The organism is Neorhizobium sp. NCHU2750 (genome assembly GCF_003597675.1).
In the GTDB taxonomy this organism is placed as follows: Bacteria; Pseudomonadota; Alphaproteobacteria; order Rhizobiales; family Rhizobiaceae; genus Neorhizobium.
Genome location: NZ_CP030828.1, coordinates 322,465 through 341,181 on the forward strand (window position 1 = coordinate 322,465; position 18,717 = coordinate 341,181).

The 18,717-nt window shown below is 59.3% G+C and carries 15 protein-coding genes; 11 read left to right on the forward strand and 4 right to left on the reverse strand.

All coding sequences use genetic code 11. The features are described 5' to 3' along the window. Nucleotides 1-214: 214 nt before the first annotated feature. Nucleotides 215-973 carry a response regulator gene (locus NCHU2750_RS22210; protein WP_119943939.1) on the forward strand — a complete coding sequence of 253 codons (759 nt, stop codon included), beginning with the start codon at nt 215-217 and terminating at the stop codon, nt 971-973. Further along, nucleotides 973-2,271, forward strand: a complete 1,299-nt coding sequence (locus NCHU2750_RS22215) for an ATP-binding protein (RefSeq protein WP_119943940.1) — start codon at nt 973-975, stop codon at nt 2,269-2,271. Before NCHU2750_RS22210 ends, NCHU2750_RS22215 begins: the two co-directional genes overlap by 1 nt. A gap of 125 nt (nt 2,272-2,396) precedes the next feature. Here NCHU2750_RS22215 and efeO (NCHU2750_RS22220) read toward each other — a convergent pair whose 3' ends face one another. The 4 genes from efeO (NCHU2750_RS22220) to efeU form a co-directional block, all read right to left on the reverse strand. Further along, complete coding sequence (gene efeO, locus NCHU2750_RS22220; RefSeq protein ID WP_119944326.1) at nt 2,397-3,209, reverse strand: iron uptake system protein EfeO; 813 nt, start codon at nt 3,207-3,209, stop codon at nt 2,397-2,399. A 63-nt stretch (nt 3,210-3,272) separates the two neighbouring features. Further along, on the reverse strand, nt 3,273-4,541 hold the full coding sequence (gene efeB, locus NCHU2750_RS22225; RefSeq protein WP_119943941.1) for an iron uptake transporter deferrochelatase/peroxidase subunit: 1,269 nt from the start codon (nt 4,539-4,541) through the stop codon (nt 3,273-3,275). 65 nt (nt 4,542-4,606) lie between these two features. Continuing rightward, nucleotides 4,607-5,800 (reverse strand): iron uptake system protein EfeO, encoded by a 1,194-nt coding sequence (gene efeO, locus NCHU2750_RS22230; protein ID WP_119943942.1) that lies wholly within the window; start codon nt 5,798-5,800, stop codon nt 4,607-4,609. Between the two features lie 13 nt (nt 5,801-5,813). Then, on the reverse strand, nt 5,814-6,656 hold the full coding sequence (gene efeU / locus NCHU2750_RS22235; protein ID WP_119943943.1) for an iron uptake transporter permease EfeU: 843 nt from the start codon (nt 6,654-6,656) through the stop codon (nt 5,814-5,816). Nucleotides 6,657-7,313: 657 nt separating this feature from the next. Between efeU and NCHU2750_RS22240 the strand changes: the two genes are divergently transcribed. The 9 genes from NCHU2750_RS22240 to NCHU2750_RS22280 all read left to right on the forward strand — a co-directional run bounded on the left by NCHU2750_RS22240 (nt 7,314) and on the right by NCHU2750_RS22280 (nt 18,588). After that, nucleotides 7,314-8,198 (forward strand): AraC family transcriptional regulator, encoded by an 885-nt coding sequence (locus NCHU2750_RS22240; protein ID WP_119943944.1) that lies wholly within the window; start codon nt 7,314-7,316, stop codon nt 8,196-8,198. Between the two features lie 108 nt (nt 8,199-8,306). Beyond that, nucleotides 8,307-9,221, forward strand: a complete 915-nt coding sequence (locus tag NCHU2750_RS22245) for an ABC transporter substrate-binding protein (RefSeq protein WP_119943945.1) — start codon at nt 8,307-8,309, stop codon at nt 9,219-9,221. Between the two features lie 66 nt (nt 9,222-9,287). After that, nucleotides 9,288-10,790: a sugar ABC transporter ATP-binding protein gene (locus NCHU2750_RS22250; RefSeq protein ID WP_119943946.1), complete on the forward strand. Its 1,503-nt coding sequence runs from the start codon at nt 9,288-9,290 to the stop codon at nt 10,788-10,790. Beyond that, nucleotides 10,780-11,766, forward strand: a complete 987-nt coding sequence (locus tag NCHU2750_RS22255) for an ABC transporter permease (protein WP_119943947.1) — start codon at nt 10,780-10,782, stop codon at nt 11,764-11,766. The genes NCHU2750_RS22250 and NCHU2750_RS22255 overlap by 11 nt, the downstream gene beginning before the upstream one ends. Before the next feature lie 41 nt (nt 11,767-11,807). After that, nucleotides 11,808-12,539, forward strand: a complete 732-nt coding sequence (locus tag NCHU2750_RS22260; protein ID WP_119943948.1) for an SDR family oxidoreductase — start codon at nt 11,808-11,810, stop codon at nt 12,537-12,539. 77 nt (nt 12,540-12,616) lie between these two features. After that, nucleotides 12,617-14,251: an FGGY-family carbohydrate kinase gene (locus NCHU2750_RS22265; RefSeq protein ID WP_119943949.1), complete on the forward strand. Its 1,635-nt coding sequence runs from the start codon at nt 12,617-12,619 to the stop codon at nt 14,249-14,251. 38 nt (nt 14,252-14,289) lie between these two features. Continuing rightward, nucleotides 14,290-15,015, forward strand: coding sequence for an SDR family oxidoreductase (locus NCHU2750_RS22270; RefSeq protein ID WP_119943950.1), 726 nt, complete (start codon nt 14,290-14,292; stop codon nt 15,013-15,015). A gap of 696 nt (nt 15,016-15,711) precedes the next feature. Beyond that, nucleotides 15,712-17,160 carry a sulfatase family protein gene (locus NCHU2750_RS22275; protein ID WP_119943951.1) on the forward strand — a complete coding sequence of 483 codons (1,449 nt, stop codon included), beginning with the start codon at nt 15,712-15,714 and terminating at the stop codon, nt 17,158-17,160. Nucleotides 17,161-17,256: 96 nt separating this feature from the next. Further along, nucleotides 17,257-18,588 carry an LLM class flavin-dependent oxidoreductase gene (locus tag NCHU2750_RS22280; protein WP_119943952.1) on the forward strand — a complete coding sequence of 444 codons (1,332 nt, stop codon included), beginning with the start codon at nt 17,257-17,259 and terminating at the stop codon, nt 18,586-18,588. Nucleotides 18,589-18,717 lie beyond the last annotated feature (129 nt).

An 18,717-nucleotide genomic window follows, 5' to 3' on the forward strand; every position in this document is an offset into this window, starting at 1 on the left:
TGGCGTTCGCCCAAATATGTCCCGGTGGTTTCTGATGGCCGGTTTTTTGTAACTGAATGTTTCCGCGGGGAGCGGGTGATATCGGTGGGCACCAAACTGCCGTATTTAACGGCTTCTGCATGCCTGAAAAGGCCGTTTGGCTGGATGAAGAATATCAATGATGTTAGTGCAAGACGCGACCGCAAAAGCGATCTTTCGGAAAGTCTCGTCTCGAATGCAGGAGCAGGCCGAAGGTCACCAGATGTCCATAAACAACAGTCCAGAGCATATTCTTGTCGTCGACGATGACGACGAAATCAGAAATCTGCTTGCGCGCTATCTCACGCAGCAAGGGTATCGATGCTCTGTGGCTTCCGATCGCCGGGAATATGAAGGTCAGATCCTGAAGGAGAAGCCTGATCTTATCGTCCTTGACGTGATGTTGCCGGATGGTTCCGGCCTCGATATCTGCCGCAATCTGCAGACCAGCGGCTCACCGGTGCCCGTTATCCTGTTGACCGCGCTCAAGGAGGATGTCGATCGGATCATCGGTCTTGAACTCGGGGCCGATGACTATCTTGGAAAGCCCTTTAATCCGCGCGAACTAACGGCCCGCATCAAGGCGGTCCTGCGGCGGTCCACCCGTGTGCAGGCGGCAGATCAGGGGCCTTTCTCTTTTTACTTTGCAGATATTTCGGTCGATCCGGAACAGCGCCGCGTCGCGCGGGTGTCCGGAGAAGTCATCGAGTTGACCGGGGCGGAATTCGACCTGTTGCACGTGTTTCTCGAACGTCCCGGCAGGCTTCTGTCCCGCGATCAGCTGCTTGATCTTACCCAGGGGCGGGGACGTGATCCACTTGACCGGTCTATCGATGTGTTGATGAGCCGCATCCGGCGAAAACTCGGGGAAACCGATGACGGTCCGATTTTCAAGACCGTGCGCAATGGTGGTTACCAACTGACGGTTCCCGTCAAACTGTTGCCGGGTGACTGATGACACGACTGCGCAACCGTATCGTCCTGCTTCTCGTCGCGGCCATAATCACCGTCGTCGGCCTCGCAACATTTGCGGCGAGTAGAGCTCTTGGCCCCCCTCCGATGAATGGGCGGCTGGAGGCTCAGGCAACGCAACTGCGTCTGGTGGCGGCATTGGTAGAGCGCGATCGGCCGGCCGCCGTGGCGCAAGGCGCCTCCATCAGCGACCATCCGGCGATCGGGGACATCGATAGACACATGACTGATGAACTTTCGGATGTCCTGGCGCGATCGGGCAGCCCCCTGAAGGTCCTGATTTCACGACATCCGGAAAGCCGGGCGACGACGGCCTCGGTGGAACTGAGCGACGGACTTTGGCTTGTCATGGCCTGGATGGAACAGGGGCCGCCGCCGGGAGGCTGGATAACCTTGGCGATCTGGGCTGCATTGATCGTGATCGGCAGCGCCGCGGTGTCGATTTTTGCCGCGTCGAAGATCGTCAGGCCGCTAGAGTTGATCGAGAGTGCCGTGGCCCGCATCGGACCCGATGGGGCATTGCCGACGATCCCGGAGACGGGACCGGGCGAGATACGTGCCACCGCCCATGCGTTGAACCGGATGTCTGCTCGCCTCAAGTCGGCAATCGAAAGTCGAATGAGGCTCGTTGCCGCGGCGGGTCATGATCTCAGGACGCCGATGACCCGCATGCGCCTGAGAGCGGAGTTCATCGTGGACGATGGTGAGCGGGACAAATGGCTGGCCGATCTCAACGAGCTTGATGCGATCGCAGACAGTGCCATGATGCTCGTCCGGGAGGAAGTGAAGGTCGTCGACGCGCGGCCTGTCCGGCTGGACCAGCTGATCGGGCAGGTGGCGGCGGAACTGCACTCTCTCGGTTATGCCGTCACCCTGGCACAGGTCGACACCGCCTTCGTTTCGGGCTCCCCCTTGGCTCTCACGCGTGCGATCCGCAATCTGGTGATCAATGCAGCGACACATGGCGAGCGGGCAATGATGTCGTGCGTCACGCGTGCGGATGACGTGGTGGTCACGATTGTCGATGAAGGCCCCGGTATTCCTCAGGTGCTGCTGGGGCAGGTCTTCGAGCCGTTTTTCCGCGTCGATGGCGGCAGGAGAAAATCCATAGCGGGTGCAGGCCTGGGGCTGGCGATCGCAAAGGAGATCATCGAGCGTTTCGGCGGCCGGATCACTCTTGCCAACAGGGTGCCGAGGGGCCTGTTGCAGGAAGTTGTCCTTCCTCGTGCGGTGATGGACACTGCGCCGACTGAGGTCGATCAGTTGGCGGATCAGGATTAGCTTACAGCAGCAGAAAATCTCGGGGACTTGAACGTGGCTCGCCCGGCCTCCGCTCTAAGGGGGGAAAAGGCCGCGAGACACGCTCGCGGCCTCTCATATTCTATAGATCCGAGGTCCGGCTCGACTTAATTCAAGCCGAGTGTACCACGCAGGGTGGAGAGATCCTCTGCAAGCGTATTGACCGGGCCAGCGAGCGCCTTGCGATCGTCGTCGCTCAGCTTGTCGTATGTCTCGTAGCCATGGGCGGTCTTGTACTTGGCCAGGATCGTGTCGACCGTCTTGAAGTTGGCGTTGATCTTTGTGACAAGATCCGGATTTTCCTTCTGCACCAACGGCTCAAGCAGGTCTACGATCTTCTTGGCGCCGTCGACATTGGCCTGGAAATCCCAAAGATCGGTATGGCTGTAGCGATCCTCCTCGCCGGAGATCTTCGTCGCAGCCACCTCTTCCATCAGCGCAGCGGCGCCGCCGACCACCTTTTCAGGCGGAACCGTGAGGCCCTTGACCCGGCCCTGAAGCTCGACGACGTCGGCGTAAAGCTTGTCGGCCAGCTTATCGAGGCCCTTGGTCGTGTTTTCCGTGAAAAGGCTGTATTCGATCCGATGGAAGCCGGTGAAGTCATCGGACTTTTCTGCCTGTTCATGATCGTCGGCGCGTGAATCGATAGAGCCGTCGAGATCGGAGAACAGTTCCGCGATCGGTTCGATCTTCTCATAGGTCACGCGGGTCGGCGCGTAGAGCGCCTTTGCCTTCTTCAGGTCACCGGCCTTGATTGCATCGGTGAAGGCTTTGGTATCCTTGGCGAGCTTGTCGAGATTGTCCTGCACGAAGATCTTGTAGTCGGCGATCGGCTGAACGAGGTCGATCGGGGAGACCGCAGCACTTGCAATATTGGTGCCGGCAAAGAGTGCCGCAGCGGAGGCAGCGGTAAGGAGCATGGAACGGATAGTCGTCATGGCGATCTCTCTGTTGTGTTTCAGATGGAACAGTGGTGGTATTTATCAGCCGCGTGCATGAGCGGACCTCGCGGAGGTAAGGAGGGCACTGGCGAGATAATCACTCTCATCTCTGACTCCGGGAAGCGCGAAGAAATAGCCGCCGCCGATCGGCTTGATATATTCTTCCAGAGGCTCCCCGTTCAGCCGGGTCTGCACGTGGATGAAACCCTTGTCGAGATCTGCCTGATAGGCAATGAACAGCAGTCCCATTTCCAGTTGGCCGGACTTGCTGACACCGTTTGAATAATTGAACGGGCGTCGCAGAAGCAGGTTGGCCTCAGAGGCCGCATCGCGCGGGTTGGCGAGCCGGATATGGGCGTCCATCGGCGTTGCTTTGCCGGCTGGATCGCCTGCATAATTCGGCACGTCCGCCTCGGTCTTGCCGTCAAACGGAGCGCCGCTCGCCTTGCGACGTCCGATGATCGTCTCCTGCTCCTGAAGCGGCGTACGGTCCCAGCGCTCGACGAAGTTGCGGATGATGCGCACCACCTGATAGCTGCCATGCGTCGCCCATTGCGGCTCGCCGCTATCGGGCTGGACCCAGACGATGCGGTCCATCAACTGCGGGTTTGTCGAATCGGGATTGGCGGAACCGTCGCGGAAGCCGAGATAGTTGCGGGCGCTTTCCTCCGGCGTGCCCGGATCGGGTGCGCGCACCGGCACAGATCCTTCCTGCTTCCAGCGCACCATCAGCAAGTCCGGCATGGTGCGGATGATATCACGCAGCGCATGGATATTGGTATCGGGCGTATTGGAGCAGAACTGTAGAAGAAGATCGCCGTGGCAAAGATCCTTTTCCAATGCGTCATTCGGGAACCCGGTCATCTGACCCAGACGTGCCGGCTTGAAATCGGCAAGTCCGAAGCGCTGATCGAACAGAGATACCCCGATCGACGCCGTGACCGTCAGATTGTCCGGCGGCACCACGGGCCCGAGTATGCCCGAATCCGACGGCGGAAATTTCGGGTCGCGTTCCGGTGGTTCGCCGCCCTTCATCAGGAAGGCTGTGCGTTCGGTCAGCGTCTTGAACATCCGCTCCAGATCATCGATCGATTGGGCAAGAACGTCGAATGCCACCACAAGCCCGGCCGCCGGACGCGGTGTCACCACTCCTGGCTGGTGCTGGCCGTAGAAGGGCTGCATCTGGAACAGGGTGTTGCTGTGTGGGGCAGCCGTAACCACACCTTCCGCCGTCGCGCTGTCGGCAAAGGCGTGGGCCGGGCAGGTGGCTGCCGCGGCCATTACCCCTGCCGTACCAATCCCGGCGCTCATAAGCAGTTTGCGGCGAGCGGGTGAAAAGTCGTTTCCCCCGCCGCGCGTATCTTTCTTGGGCCCCGTCACGAGCTTGCTCCCAGTTGATCGCGCAGCTTGCCGAGATCGTCGGCGAGCGCTGCGGCCGCGGTCTTGAGTGCTGCCTTGTCGCTGTCGGAGACGCTGTCATAGCCGACAAATCCATCTCCGGATTTCAGCTTGGCAAGGGCGGCATCGAGTTCGGCAAACTGCTTGTCGATGGATTGATAAATTGCTGCGCTCGTCTTTATTGCGCCCGGCCTCATGAGATCGGTAACACGACGAACGCCGTCGAGAGTGGCGGCAAGAGACGTAAGGTCGCTATGGACGTAGCGATCATCCTCGGCCTCGGCCGTCGTGCTGGCGAAACGCTGCAGGGCGCTGGCCGCCCCGGAGACCATATGGTCGGGCATGACCTTGAGGTCGTGAATGCGCCCCGCAAGTTGCCCGGCATCATCTGAAAGCTTGGTGGCGACTGGAGCGAGGCCGTTAAGGCTATTTTGGGCAAAAAGCCCGTACTCGATCCTGTGCAGGCCGCCGAAGGCCGGGTCGGCCTCTTTCTTTTCATAGTCATTGGCGCGCGCATTGATCGCTGCGTCAAGATCGGACAGCGGCCCTGCAACGGGGGCCAGATGAGAATAGGCAATGCGTGCCGGCTCATAGAGCTTGCGGGCATCGTCGATATTACCCGCCTTGATCGCGTCCGTAAGAGCGCCGACGGCGCTAACGAACTCGCGTGTCTCGCCAGCGAGATAGACCTTGTATTCCGCAAGTGCACCGATAAAGGCCGTCAGTGTCGAGGTTGCCGATGCTGCGTCGTTCTCGGCCGATGGCGTGACATGCAGTTTGCCGCGCGGATTGGACAGCAGGCCGCAGGTGATCTCGTAATCGCCGGGCTGGAGCCTGGCAGAGAGCGACTGGGTAAAGCCTGGTGCGATGTTCTCGCGTTCTTCGACCACCATCACGCCGTCGAGAATTTCCCATTCCACAGCGCGATCGGACTTGTTGACGATAAGGAATGTCCGCCGGCCGGCGGGAACTGTCAGTTCCTGCGGATCGCAGGCACGGCCGGCTATGGTCACGGTTGTCGCGCCTGCGACATTCTGAGCGGCAGAGCGATGAGACAGGCGCGAGGCATAGTAGAACGCGCCGCCTGCGACGATCACGAGAGCGACCGATAGCCCGAGGCCAAGCCTGATGACCGTCGGCGAGAGCAATGAGGGGGAGGTGTTTTCCGACATAGGGACCAGATCGTCAGCGGTTGGAGGCCGATTGTGGAGAGCTTTCCGTTACCGGACGGGAGAGCGGTGCGAGATAGAAGAACAGCGCGAGAGCGATATAGGCGACATAGGCGATGACCTCGCTGATCGTCGGCGCATCGATATAGCCGAAGATACCGCCGAGTGCCGACCCGAGCGGGCTGTCGAGCGGAAGCTTGTCGCTGAGATCGAACACGACGGTCTGCAGGCCGTTCCACAGCCCGGCTTCATGCAAGGCTTTCACCGCATTGGCGAGGATGCCCGCGGCGACGATCAGAATGAAAATCCCCGTCCAGCGGAAAAACCGGCGCAGATCGAGCTTCAATCCGCCGACATAGATGCCATAACCGACAAGGATCGCAAGCGCCACGCCAAGCAGCGCGCCGAGCGGCGCGAGGCTGCTGTCGGACTGCTGGAATGTTGCGAGAAGGAAGAACACCGATTCCAGGCCTTCGCGCACGACGGCGAGAAACGCCATGGCGGCAAGACCCAAGCCCCCGCTCGATGAACTGAGGGCCGCATCCACCGAGTGCTGCAACTCGGACTTGATCGAGCGGGCAGCCTTGCGCATCCAGAAGACCATCGAGGTCAGGACGCAGACGGCAACGAGACCGATAATCGCCTCGAACAGTTCCTGCATCTTTTGAGGAAATTCAGCCTGCACGAATTGCAATGCGGCACCGACGGTAAGGGACAAAGCGATCGCAAGAAATATGCCGATCCAGACGATCGGCATCCACTGGCCACGGCCGCTCTGCTTCAGGTAGCTCGCAATGATACCAACGATCAGGGCCGCCTCGACCCCTTCGCGGAACATGATGAGGAATGGTACGAGCATTGCAATCCTATCCCGGCCGATGCCCCTCCCATCGGCGCAACGTCGAAAGCCTTCCTGTTTCGGTCATCTTTTAGTCCCGGATGCAACCTGCAGCAAGCAACCATTGGCAGAATTTATGTGCCTGATTCGGGCCTCCACGCAGGTTTTTGCCCGTAAAGGAAAGCGATGCGCGAACTGCTGCCGCGCGAGCACGGGCTATGCGCAAACAACAATGCTCGAACTGGCTGGGTTGGATAAGGCTGCAGTTTTGTAACTCCCTACTCTGCGGGTCATGGTGCGGGAGCTGGCGGGAACGAATCGGGCATAAATTGTCGCCGGCTTTTTTATAATTTGGCGACCGGAAAGGTCCCGTCGGCTTGCCTTCGTGCTGGGATCTTTGTTCCGTTTGAACACGTTTTGAGGTTCCTCGGATATCCGGCTGCTGCCGCTCTTATCACAGCTATTCCCGTCATTTTGCGCTTGAAGACCTTCCTTTTGAACTTATGCAGAAGGAGCAATCACAACAGCGTCAACGTCAAAAAAGTATCAGTTTAATTCGTGGTCTGAGGTAGATAGCCCGCAAATTCAGTGGTTATGATCTTGGCAACGGTCAAATTTGCAAATTGGAGGTTTGCAGATTTTACCTTCTAAAGTGTGCGCTCGGTGGGAGAAGACGCGGTGCAACCTGATCTGGAATTGGTCCATATCCGCAAGGGCGAATCCTTCGCAGCCTGGATGCATGGCTACCCGTTCCGTACCGTCCGCTGGCACTATCATCCCGAATACGAAATCCATCTGGTCGTTGCGACGTCGGGTCGCTTTTATATCGGCGATCACATCGGCCAGTTCTCGCCGGGCCAATTGATCATGACGGGTCCCAACCTGCCGCAGAACTGGATTTCAGACATTGCGCCGGACGAGTTCGTGCCCGCCCGCTCGCTTGTCATTCAGTTTCCCCCGAAGTTCGTCGAGGATTGCACCTCTTCCATGGCCGAGATGGAGGCGATCACGCCGCTCCTGGATCGCAGCCATCGAGGCCTCCTGTTCGACAATGCGACAAGCGCGGTGGTCAAGCCGCTTATCGAGGAACTGATCGAGACGCGCGGGCTGCGGCGTCTGGCGCTTTTCTGGGAAATCCTCGATGTGCTGGCAACGGCGCCGGAACCGGAAGTGCTGGCAAGCCTCAGCTACGAGCTCGACCTCTCCAATATCAACGATAGCGGCATCAATCGGGCGATCGCTCATCTGCGCGAGCATCTGACCGACGATATCGACGAGCGTGATCTGGCAAACATGGTCGGGCACAGTTCGAGTTCGTTTTCGCGCGCCTTCAAGCGCCATACGGGCACGACGCTCGTCCGTTACAAGAACCAGCTTCGTGTCGATCTGGCTTGCCTTGCACTGCTGACCAGACCCGAGGTGAAGATCGCCGAGATCTGCTACGAGATCGGCTTCTCTAATCTTTCGAATTTCAACCGGCATTTCCAGAAGATGAAGGGAATGTCGCCCTCGCAATTCCGCGCGACTTTTGCGGCCAACGGAGCGTTCAAAGCCGCCGAATAGAGGAAATCACTGAATTCCCCATTCGGGGGAGGAGCCATTCGGCGGGCATGGTGCTTGCCGGAAACGGACAGGCGTTGCCTGTCGTCGTCCACAGGGAGGAAGACTGAGATGAAGAAGACACTGACCGCATTGGCAATCGCCGTTGCCTCGCTCGCCGCGAGTTCCGCGCTTGCGCAGGACGGCGGCAAGCTGAAGATCGGCATGACGTTCCAGGAAATGAACAACCCTTACTTCGTCTCGATGAAGGAAGCGCTCGATCAGGCTGCCAAGTCGATCGGCGCGGACGTCGTTGTTACGGATGCCGGGCACGATGTCGCCAAGCAGATTTCCGACGTCGAAGATATGCTGCAGCAGAAGATCGATATCCTGCTTCTCAACCCGACCGATTCCGCAGGTGTCGAGGCTGCCGTCAACGCGGCCAAGGCGCAGGGCGTGATCGTCGTCGCCGTCGACGCCAATGCCAGCGGTCCGGTCGACACTTTCGTCGGTTCAAAGAACAAGGACGCCGGGTATCAGTCGTGCCAGGCGCTTGCCAAGTCGCTGAACGGTGAGGGCGAAGTGGCTATTCTGGACGGTATTCCAGTCGTTCCGATCCTGCAGCGTGTCGAAGGTTGCAAACAAGCCCTCACCGAATTCAAGGGCATCAAGCTGGTCGACACCCAGAACGGTCGCCAGGATCGCTCGGTCGCGCTTGGCGTCGTCGAAAACATGTTGCAGTCGCATCCCAACCTCAAGGGCATCTTCTCCGTCAACGACGGTGGTGCGATGGGCGCTCTGGCTGCAATTCAGGGCTCGGGCCGCGATGTCAAGCTGACCTCGGTCGACGGCGCTCCCGAAGCGGTGAAGGCGATCGCCGACGGCACGCCCTTCATCGAGACCACTGCCCAGTTCCCGCGCGATCAGGTGCGGGTCGGCCTCGCCATGGCGCTCGCCCAGAAGTGGGGTGCCCGCGTGGTGCCGAAGGAAGTGCCGATCGACGTTCGCCCCGTTACAAAGGAAAACGCTGCCGGCTTCAGCTGGTAAGCGCCTCCCGAGCGCCCTCGCCGAAAGGCGGGGGCGACATTTCCAACAGAAAAGCGGGAGGAACCGATGCTTGAACTGAGCGGCATAAAGAAGAGCTTTGGCAAGATCAAAGTTCTGCACGGCGTCGATCTCAACGTCCGCGCCGGCGAGGTGCATGCGCTTCTGGGCGAGAACGGTGCCGGGAAGTCGACGCTGATGAAGATCCTGTGCGGGATCCTGGCGCCGAGTGAAGGCGAGATCCGGATCAACGGCGAGCTGATGCATTTCAGCGATTATAACGAGGCAATCGACAATGGTATCGGTGTTGTCTTTCAGGAATTCTCGCTGATCCCGTATCTGAATGCGGTCGAGAACATGTTTCTGGCCCGCGAATTGCGCAATGGCTTGGGTTTCATGAAGCGCGCGGCCATGCGAAAGCGCGCCGCCGAGATAATCGCCCAATTGGGCATCCACATCCCTCTCGATGTGCCGGTCCGCAACCTTTCGGTCGCCGAACAGCAGTTCGTCGAGATCGCCAAGGCGCTGGCACTCAACGCCCGTATCCTGGTTCTCGACGAGCCGACGGCGACGCTGACGCCTGCCGAGGTAGAGCATCTGTTCGCCGTGATGCGGAGCCTGCGCAGCCAGGGCGTGGCGATCATCTTCATTTCGCATCACCTAGAGGAGATCTTCGAGATCTGCGACCGCATCACTGTGCTGCGGGACGGCGAATTTGTCGGCTCCTGTGATGTCGTCGAGGTCGATCAGGCGCAGCTCGTCGAGATGATGGTCGGGCGTCGGATCGAGAACAGCTTTCCTCCGAAGCCCGTGATCCCGGCCGAGGCCGCGACCGTTCTGGACGTCTCGGAGGTCCAGCTTGCCAAGGGTGGCCCGGTATCGAATTTCAAGCTTCGTGCCGGGGAGATCCTTGGATTTGCGGGCCTCGTCGGCTCCGGGCGGACGGAAACGGTCCTTGCCATGCTCGGGGCCTACCCGGCCGCAAGCTGCAAAGTCTCGATGAACGGGGTGTCGATACGTTTCCGCGATCCATCCGACGCCCTCGCTGCGGGAATAGGTTTGCTGCCCGAGAGCCGCAAGGAACAGGGCCTGATCACCAGCTTCCCGATCCTCCAGAACGTCTCGCTCAACAATTACGACAAATATCTCTTCGGCCATCTGTTCATCAATCGCAGCAGGGAGCTGGAAGATACGCGGATTGCCATGCAGAAGGTTCGCGTCAAGGCGCAAAGTCCTCATACGCGGGTTGATACGCTATCCGGCGGCAACCAGCAGAAGGTCGTGATCGCCCGCTGGCTCAATCACAACATGAAGGTGCTGATCTTCGACGAGCCCACGCGCGGTATCGACGTCGGGGCAAAGACCGAAATTTATCAGCTCATGCGCGAATTCACGGGGCAGGGCTACTCCATCATCATGATTTCATCGGAACTGCCGGAAGTCGTCGGCATGTCCGATCGGGTCTGCGTCTTCCGCTCCGGCGGCATCGTGGCGACCGTAGAAGGTGCCGCGGTCACTTCGGAAGAAATCATGACCCATGCAACAACCGGGAGGACAAGACATGTCGCATGATGCGGAAGCTATAACCGGTGCAGGCGCGGAAACGTCCGCCACACCAATCTGGAAGTCGATCATTCACTCGCCTCTGGCACTGCCTCTGGCGGGCCTGATCGTTGTCTCGATCCTGATGGGCTTTGCCTCTGACAACTTCTTCTCGGTGTCCAACATCCTCAATGTGCTGAGGCAGGTCTCGATCGTCGCCATTCTGGCAGTCGGCATGACTTTTGTGATCCTGACGGGTGGCATCGATCTCTCCGTCGGCGCGGTTATGGCCCTGGCGGGCACGATGGCTGCAGGTCTGACGGTGAATTTCGGCATGCCGGGCGCTGCTGCGCTTCTGGCCAGCGTGATCATTGCGATCGGGCTCGGGCTCTTCAACGGCCTTCTCGTCGCATGGGGGCGCATGCCGGCGATCATCGTGACACTTGCCACGATGGGCATCGCTCGCGGCGCCGGCCTGATCTATTCCGGCGGTTACCCGATTTCCGGCCTGCCGTCGTGGATCTCCTGGTTCGGCATTGGCCGGATCGGCATCATCCCCGTGCCGGTCATCGCAATGGTCATCATCTACGCGCTGGCATGGTTGCTTCTGGAGCGAACCCCCTTCGGCCGTCATGTTTATGCGATCGGCGGCAACGAGATGGCAGCAAGACTTTCGGGCGTGAAGACCGGGCGGATCAAGCTTGCTGTCTATGCGATTTCCGGCCTCACCTCGGGATTGGCCGCAATCATCCTGACGGGGCGCCTGATGTCCGGCCAGCCCAATGCCGGCGTGGGCTTCGAGCTCGATGCCATTGCTGCCGTGGTTCTCGGCGGCACGGCGATCGCCGGCGGCCGGGGGCTGATCATCGGTACGCTGATCGGTGCCATCCTGCTCGGCATCCTGAATAACGGCCTCAACCTCATGGGTATCAACCCGTACCTGCAGGACATCATCCGCGGCTTCATCATTCTTCTTGCCATCTACATCGCCCGCGAGTGGCGCTGAACGAACCCTATTCTCGTCTCACAAAAATCAGGAGAAAATGCATGTCTCAATCGCTGGAAGGCAAGATTGCCGTCATCACGGGCGCAGCTTCGGGGATCGGTCTTGCGACCACCGAAAAACTGCTCGCCAACGGCTGCACGGTGGTCATGGTCGACTGGAACGAGAAGGCATTGAACGAGCTTGTCGCCAAGTTTGGAAAAAATGCCGTCGCTCAGGTGACCAACCTCCTCGACGCCGAAAGCTGTGCCGCGATGGTGCCGGAAATCCTGGCAAAAGTCGGCCATATAGACATCCTCTATTGCAATGCCGGAACCTATATCGGCGGCGATCTGGCGGACACGACGGCTGAGGCGATCGACAAGATGCTCAATCTCAACGTCAACGCAGTGATGAAGAACGTCCATGCGGTCGTGCCTCACATGAGCGAGCGAAAGACGGGCGATATCATCGTGACATGCTCGATCGCCGGGCATTTCCCCACCTATTGGGAGCCCGTCTATGCCGGTTCGAAATGGGCCGTCACCTGCTTCGTTCAGACCATGCGCCGGCAGATGATCCCGCATGGCGTGCGCGTCGCCCAGGTCTCGCCCGGCCCGGTGGTTTCGGCACTCCTCGCCGACTGGCCGGAGGAAAACCTGCGCAAGGCCAAGGAATCCGGCAGCCTGATCGACCCGAGCGAAGTCGCCGATGCTGTCGAATATATCCTGACGCGCAATCGTAACGTCACGATCCGCGACATGCTGGTCCTGCCGACGAATTTCGATCGCGTCTGACAGGTTAAGATGAGCGATCGCCGCGTTCGCGCCCGCCGGGTGCGATGCGGCGGTCCGAAGCATACCGGAAGGGTGACATGGAAACCTATTTTATCGGCGTGGATGTGGGTACGGGGTCGGCGCGGGCGGGCGTATTCGATCGGAGCGGCGCCATGCTGGCCTCGGCCAAGCACGATCTTCTCATCTTCCGCGACGACCATGGACATGTGGAGCAGTCGAGCGCGCAGATTTGGGCTTCGGTATGCGCAGCAGTGCGCGATGCTGTTTCTGCGAGCGCTATAGATCCTTCCGCGATTGTGGGTCTCGGCTTCGACGCGACCTGCTCACTGGTGGTTCAGGGTGCCGTGGCCGGCGTGGGGGATCCCCGACATCCCGAGCGTGACGTCATCGTCTGGATGGACCATAGGGCGATCGGACAGGCGCAACGGATCAACGCCACCCACCATCCCGTGCTCTCCTATGTCGGCGGTATCATTTCGCCGGAAATGGAAACTCCGAAACTGCTCTGGCTGCGCGAGAACATGCCGGCGGTCTATGATAGTGCAGAGAATTTCTTCGACCTGACCGATTTCCTCACCTGGAAGGCGACCGGTTCGCTCGACCGATCCTCCTGCACGGTGACATGCAAATGGACCTATCTCGCGCATGAAGATCGATGGGACGAGGGCTATTTCCGACAGATCGGCCTGGGCGATCTCGCGGATGAAGGTTTCCGCCGCATCGGAGCGAATGTCGTGCATCCGGCGACGCCGGTTGGACAGGGGCTCCGTCCTGAGGCTGCGGCCGAGATGAACCTGAAGACCGGGATTGCGGTCGGCGCCGGGTTGATCGACGCCCATGCTGGCGGGGTCGGGACCGTTGCCGCGCGTGGCGGAACCGAGGATGCGGCCGCCTGCCTTGGTTATGTATTCGGTACATCGTCCTGCACGATGACGACGACGGCCGAACCGAAATTCGTGCCGGGCGTCTGGGGACCCTATTATTCGGCGATGGTGCCCGGCATGTGGCTCAACGAAGGTGGCCAATCCGCGGCCGGGGCTGCAATCGACCGGCTGCTTGGCCTCCATCCCGCCGTGCAGGAGGCGCGCGAAGAGGCCGCGCGCGAAAAATTGGGCTTGCCGCAATGGCTGGCGCAGCGGGCTCTGTCTTCTGCCGAAAATGCATCTGCAGCCGTTCTTCTGGCAGGCCAGATGATGGTCGTGCCGGAATTCCTCGGCAATCGCGCGCCCTTCGCCGACCCCGCGGCACGCGCGGTGGTGATGGGGCTCGGAATGGAAGCCGGGATTGACAGTCTCGTTGCACTTTATATCGCCGGCTTGTGCGGTCTCGGATACGGTCTGAGACAGATCATTGATACACAGGCGGATAACGGCGTCACCATTTCGACGATCTCGGTATCGGGCGGTGCCGGCACGCATCCGCTGACCCGCCAGTTGCTGGCGGATACAACGGGAACTCCGGTGGAAGTGACCGATTGCCCAGAGCCGGTGCTGCTGGGATCTGCAATGCTGGCGGCTGTTGCCTCGGGTGCCTATCCGGATCTGCAATCGGCGATGCCTTCGATGTCTGCCGTGGCAGGACGTGCCGAGCCCGCCACCGGTGCGATCCGTGCCCTTCACGACAGCCGTTATCAGGCTTTTCTCAAGACGCAGGCGCTTGCCCGCGACATTCGTAACGATATCGAACCGCTGCTTGCGGCAGCAGTTTCTTGAACAGCAACATCAGAGGTTCGTCCTCGGGAGGAAAGAGAATGCAGTTTTCGGGGCAATCCGTCATCATCACGGGAGCGGGCAAGGGGATCGGCCGGGCCTGTGCACAGGTCATGGCAGCGCGCGGCGCCGAAGTTATAGCGCTGACGCGCACGAAGGCCGACTTGGAGAGCCTTCATGAGGAGATCGGTGGCCGCTCGATCCAGGTCGATCTTTCCGACCCCGCCGCGACGCGCAAGGCGATGGCGGAGGCAGGGACTGCCGACTATCTGATCAATAGTGCCGGTATCAATGTGCTGGAGTCGAGCTTCGACATGACCGAAGCCGGCTACGAGGCGGTGATGGGCATCAATCTGCGTGCCGCGCTGATCACCTGCCAGGAATTCGGGCGTGCGCGCGTCGCTGCAGGGGGGGGCGGCGCGATCGTCAACATTACGTCCATCGCCGGCCATCGCGGCTTTGCCGAGCACCTCTGCTATGCGGCTTCGAAGGCCGGGCTGGAAGGTGCTACGCGGGTGCTGGCCAAGGAATTCGGGCCGCACGGTATCCGCGTCAACGCCGTTGCGCCGACGATCACTCTGACCGAACTTGCGCTTGCCGCCTGGAGCGATCCGGCCAAGTCCGAACCGATGATGGTGCGTCACCCGATCGGTCGTTTCGCTGAGGTTGATGATGTGGCACGAACCATCGCGATGTTGTTGTCACCTGATACGGCGATGGTCAACGGTGCGGTGATCAATGTCGATGGTGGGTTTCTCGCTGTATAGGCAACCTTGCACAGGAAATCATTGAGACCTGGGCCTTCTGTCTGCCCTTAGGCCATGCCGAATTGGTGTCATCCCCGACGCAAGTGCGGCTTGATCAGCGCTGCATTGATGAGTTTTAGGCGGCCCTGAGATTTCGAACCCCCAGCATGGCGAAAAGTCTCGCGCATCTCCTGCTCAGCCTTTGGTATTGAGCAGGATTATGAGCCTGCGAGTGCCAGAGATCGCTTCATCACCCTTGTTCGCGATCTGTTTTGCAAGATCGAGAAGCTCTTCGGCAACCTGAGGCCGATAGGGTACAAGCGCGTATATCTTTTGACGGGAAGGTATTTGCTCGCGCGCGCAAGAGTTTTCCTTCCGTACGCGCTTCGTGACATTCCGGACCCATCGCAGGCAATTTGGCGCTTGCGCCTGGCTGAATTGTATATACTTTATCGACCTGCATTATCATTTTCTCGCGCTTGGAGAAGGCGTCTTGTTGATGAACGGCAATCAGGTCGACGATGTTTTCCGGCAAGTTGGTGCAGCGCTCGTCGATTGTTTGCGCAGATCATCGCGATGTCGCGAAAGGTTATTTGTCCGAGGAAGGCGGGAGGCCAACGGCCGCGCTCTTGGGGTGCCTCAAGGCGGCCGCTGGGCGGCTGACATCGCCTGTATCTCAACTTCCTGCCTAGGTCGTCTTACGCTCAGGATCTCGCCATGAACAAAGCCAGGAATTTTCTCGTCATCATGTCAGACGAGCATCAATCCAGGGCGATGGGCTGCGCCGGGCATCCCTTCGTACAAACGCCCAATCTCGACCGTCTGGCGGCGAGAGGAACGCGGTTTTCGAAGGCATACACGCCGTCGCCGATCTGTGTTCCTGCGCGAGCAAGCTTCGCGACCGGAAAATACACGCATCAGAACCGGATGTGGGACAATGCCATGCCCTATGATGGCTCGATCCCGACCTGGGGCCATGCGCTGCAAAACGAGGGTGTCGCAGTCGAGTCGATCGGCAAGCTTCATTATCGGTCTACGGAGGATTCGAACGGCTTCGATGCCGAACATATCCCGATGATGGTTGCGAACGGCGTGGGCATGGTCTGGGCTTTGGTCCGTGACGAAGAACATCGGCTCACCGGATTCAAGAACATGCTCGGTGATTATATCGGCCCGGGCACGAGCAGCTACACCGATTATGATGCTGCTATCTCGGAGCGGGCGGTGGCGTGGCTAGAGCAACAGGCAGCCGCGGGGGATGACCGGCCGTGGTGCCTGTATGTTGGCCTTGTTGCCCCCCACTTTCCATTGGTTACTCCGCAGGAATTCTACGACCTTTATCCGCACACTGCCTTGCCGCCGACGAAGCTCAATCCCAAGGACAGTTATGTGCAGCACCCATGGGTCAAGAAGCGCACGGCACAGTTTGACAGCGAGGCCGATTTCCAGACACCGGATGACCGGCTGACGGCCATGGCCAGCTATTACGGTCTTTGCAGCTGGCTCGATCATAATGTCGGGAAGATCCTCGACACGCTGGAACGTACCGGACTGATAGAGACTACGACGGTCGCCTATACATCTGACCATGGCGAGAATCTCGGTGCGCGCGGGCTTTGGGGCAAGTCGGCTCTCTATGAAGAGAGCGTGTCGATACCGATGATCATTGCGGGGCCGGGTATACCTGCCGGCGTTTGCCAAACACCAGTCAATCTGATTGATCTTTCTTCGACGATCGCATCCTATTTCGGCGGCGGACTTGAAGGCTCGCCCACGGCATCGTTGATCGGTCTTGCCCAGAGCGAAGACGATCCGGATCGTGTGGCCTTCAGCGAATTTCATGCCGCAGGTTCAGTGTCCGGCGCCTTCATGATCCGGAAGGGGCGCTGCAAATATCACCATTATGTCGGTTTCGATCCGGAATTGTTCGACCTTGAAGACGACCCGGAAGAACTGACGGATCTGGCCGGCGATCCGGCTCATTCCGGCGTCATTCACCTGATGCAGCAGGAACTCGCAAAGATCTGCGATCCGGATGCGACCAACGCGCTCGCCTTCGACGACCAGCACCGGATGATCGAGCGTTTTGGTGGCCGTGATGCGGTCTTGAAGATTGGCGTGCCAAAGCCGGGAGGATCAAGCGCCACTCCTCCTCCAAAGGCATGAACCTGCCCGCAAGATGTTGTCATACGGGCGCGTGCAGGCCGTTCGAATTGCCTTCTACCAAGGCATTATTCCCTTTCCAGTCAGAGGTTTCGACAGATGAGCAAGAAGAAGATCGTTCTGAGCTGCCTTTTCCAGGCCAATGGCTACCACAAGGGCGCCTGGCGCATGCCGCAGGCACAGGCCGGCGCAGACACCGATATCGACTATTACATCAGGACTGCCAAACGGCTGGAAGAGGGCCTGTTCGATCTCTTCTTCATTGCCGATACCCCGGCCACGCGCACCGAATTTCTCGACATCTGGACGAAATCACCGATCTATCAGAACGGCCTGGAACCGATTACCGCACTGACGGCGATCGCCACACATACCAAGCACATCGGCCTTGGGGGCACGATGTCGACGAGTTTCTTCGAGCCCTTCAATATCGCCCGCCAGTTCGCCGCACTGGATCATATCTCCAAGGGGCGGGCGGCGTGGAACGTCGTGACCTCGGCCAACGACTACGCTGCGCGCAATTTCGGCCTCGATCGCCTGCCGCCGCATGCGGAGCGTTACGACAAGGCGGCTGAATGCGTCGATGTCGTGAAGTCCTATTGGGATACGTGGGAGGATGATGCTTTCGTCTTCGACAAGGAAAATGCCATCCAGTTCGACCCGACAAAATTTCATCCGGTCGATCATCAAGGGAAATTCTTCAAGGTGTTTGGCGGGCTGAACGTTGCCCGTTCTCCGCAGGGACACCCCGTCGTGATCCAGGCCGGTGCCTCAGATGCCGGAAAGGATCTCGCAGCGAGAACCGCGGAAATCGTCTTCGGTACCGGTTCGGGCATGGATGCCGCCAAGAAGTTCTATGACGATCTGAAGGGAAGGATGAGCCGTTTCGGACGTTCATCCGACCAGTTGAAAATCCTGTCCGGCTTTGACGCGGTGATTGGCGACACCCAGAAAGATGCCGAGGACAAGTATCACTATATGCAGTCGCTTGTGCCGATCGAGCTCTCTGTGATGTATCTCTGCATGGATCTCGAGGCCAAGCTGCTTGATCTGCCACTGGATGAACCGGTGCCGCTGGACCGCATACCGTCCTCCTCAAATCATCATACCGTATATTTCAACCAGATTTCGAGCCTCATCCAGGAAGGCAAGACACTTCGCGAGATCGCCACCACCTATCGGCGCGGCAATCGTGTGATGCGCGGAACGGCGAAACAGGTGGCCGACTTCATGGAGCAATGGGTCGAGGCCGGCTGCGGCGATGGCTTCATGCTGCCAATGAGCGATTACCCCGGCAATCTCGACGATTATGTCGACAAGGTTATTCCGATCCTCCAGGAGAGAGGTTCCTACAAGACGGAATATTCGGGAGCCACCCTGCGTGAAAATCTCGGCCTTGACCGGCCTGCAAACAGGTACGCCGCAGGCTAGGCGTGCCCTATCAAATCCCGTTGGAAAATAGGGTGCGACATTTTAGAAAAACTAAAAGTGAACGCATGCAACGCGTTCTTGTTGGGCTAAATCTCCTTGTCTAAGTTTTCCATATTGAAGCCCGCGATC

Excerpts from the sequence above, each read along its gene's own strand:
- NCHU2750_RS22245 (WP_119943945.1), top strand. The coding sequence starts at position 8,307 with ATGAAGAAGACACTGACCGCATTGGCAATCGCCGTTGCCTCGCTCGCC.
- efeO (WP_119943942.1), bottom strand. The coding sequence starts at position 5,800 with ATGTCGGAAAACACCTCCCCCTCATTGCTCTCGCCGACGGTCATCAGG.
- NCHU2750_RS22280 (WP_119943952.1), top strand. The coding sequence starts at position 17,257 with ATGAGCAAGAAGAAGATCGTTCTGAGCTGCCTTTTCCAGGCCAATGGC.
- efeU (WP_119943943.1), bottom strand. The coding sequence starts at position 6,656 with ATGCTCGTACCATTCCTCATCATGTTCCGCGAAGGGGTCGAGGCGGCC.
- NCHU2750_RS22275 (WP_119943951.1), top strand. The coding sequence starts at position 15,712 with ATGAACAAAGCCAGGAATTTTCTCGTCATCATGTCAGACGAGCATCAA.
- NCHU2750_RS22210 (WP_119943939.1), top strand. The coding sequence starts at position 215 with ATGCAGGAGCAGGCCGAAGGTCACCAGATGTCCATAAACAACAGTCCA.
- NCHU2750_RS22250 (WP_119943946.1), top strand. The coding sequence starts at position 9,288 with ATGCTTGAACTGAGCGGCATAAAGAAGAGCTTTGGCAAGATCAAAGTT.
- NCHU2750_RS22260 (WP_119943948.1), top strand. The coding sequence starts at position 11,808 with ATGTCTCAATCGCTGGAAGGCAAGATTGCCGTCATCACGGGCGCAGCT.
- efeO (WP_119944326.1), bottom strand. The coding sequence starts at position 3,209 with ATGCTCCTTACCGCTGCCTCCGCTGCGGCACTCTTTGCCGGCACCAAT.
- efeB (WP_119943941.1), bottom strand. The coding sequence starts at position 4,541 with ATGAGCGCCGGGATTGGTACGGCAGGGGTAATGGCCGCGGCAGCCACC.
- NCHU2750_RS22255 (WP_119943947.1), top strand. The coding sequence starts at position 10,780 with ATGTCGCATGATGCGGAAGCTATAACCGGTGCAGGCGCGGAAACGTCC.
- NCHU2750_RS22265 (WP_119943949.1), top strand. The coding sequence starts at position 12,617 with ATGGAAACCTATTTTATCGGCGTGGATGTGGGTACGGGGTCGGCGCGG.
- NCHU2750_RS22270 (WP_119943950.1), top strand. The coding sequence starts at position 14,290 with ATGCAGTTTTCGGGGCAATCCGTCATCATCACGGGAGCGGGCAAGGGG.
- NCHU2750_RS22215 (WP_119943940.1), top strand. The coding sequence starts at position 973 with ATGACACGACTGCGCAACCGTATCGTCCTGCTTCTCGTCGCGGCCATA.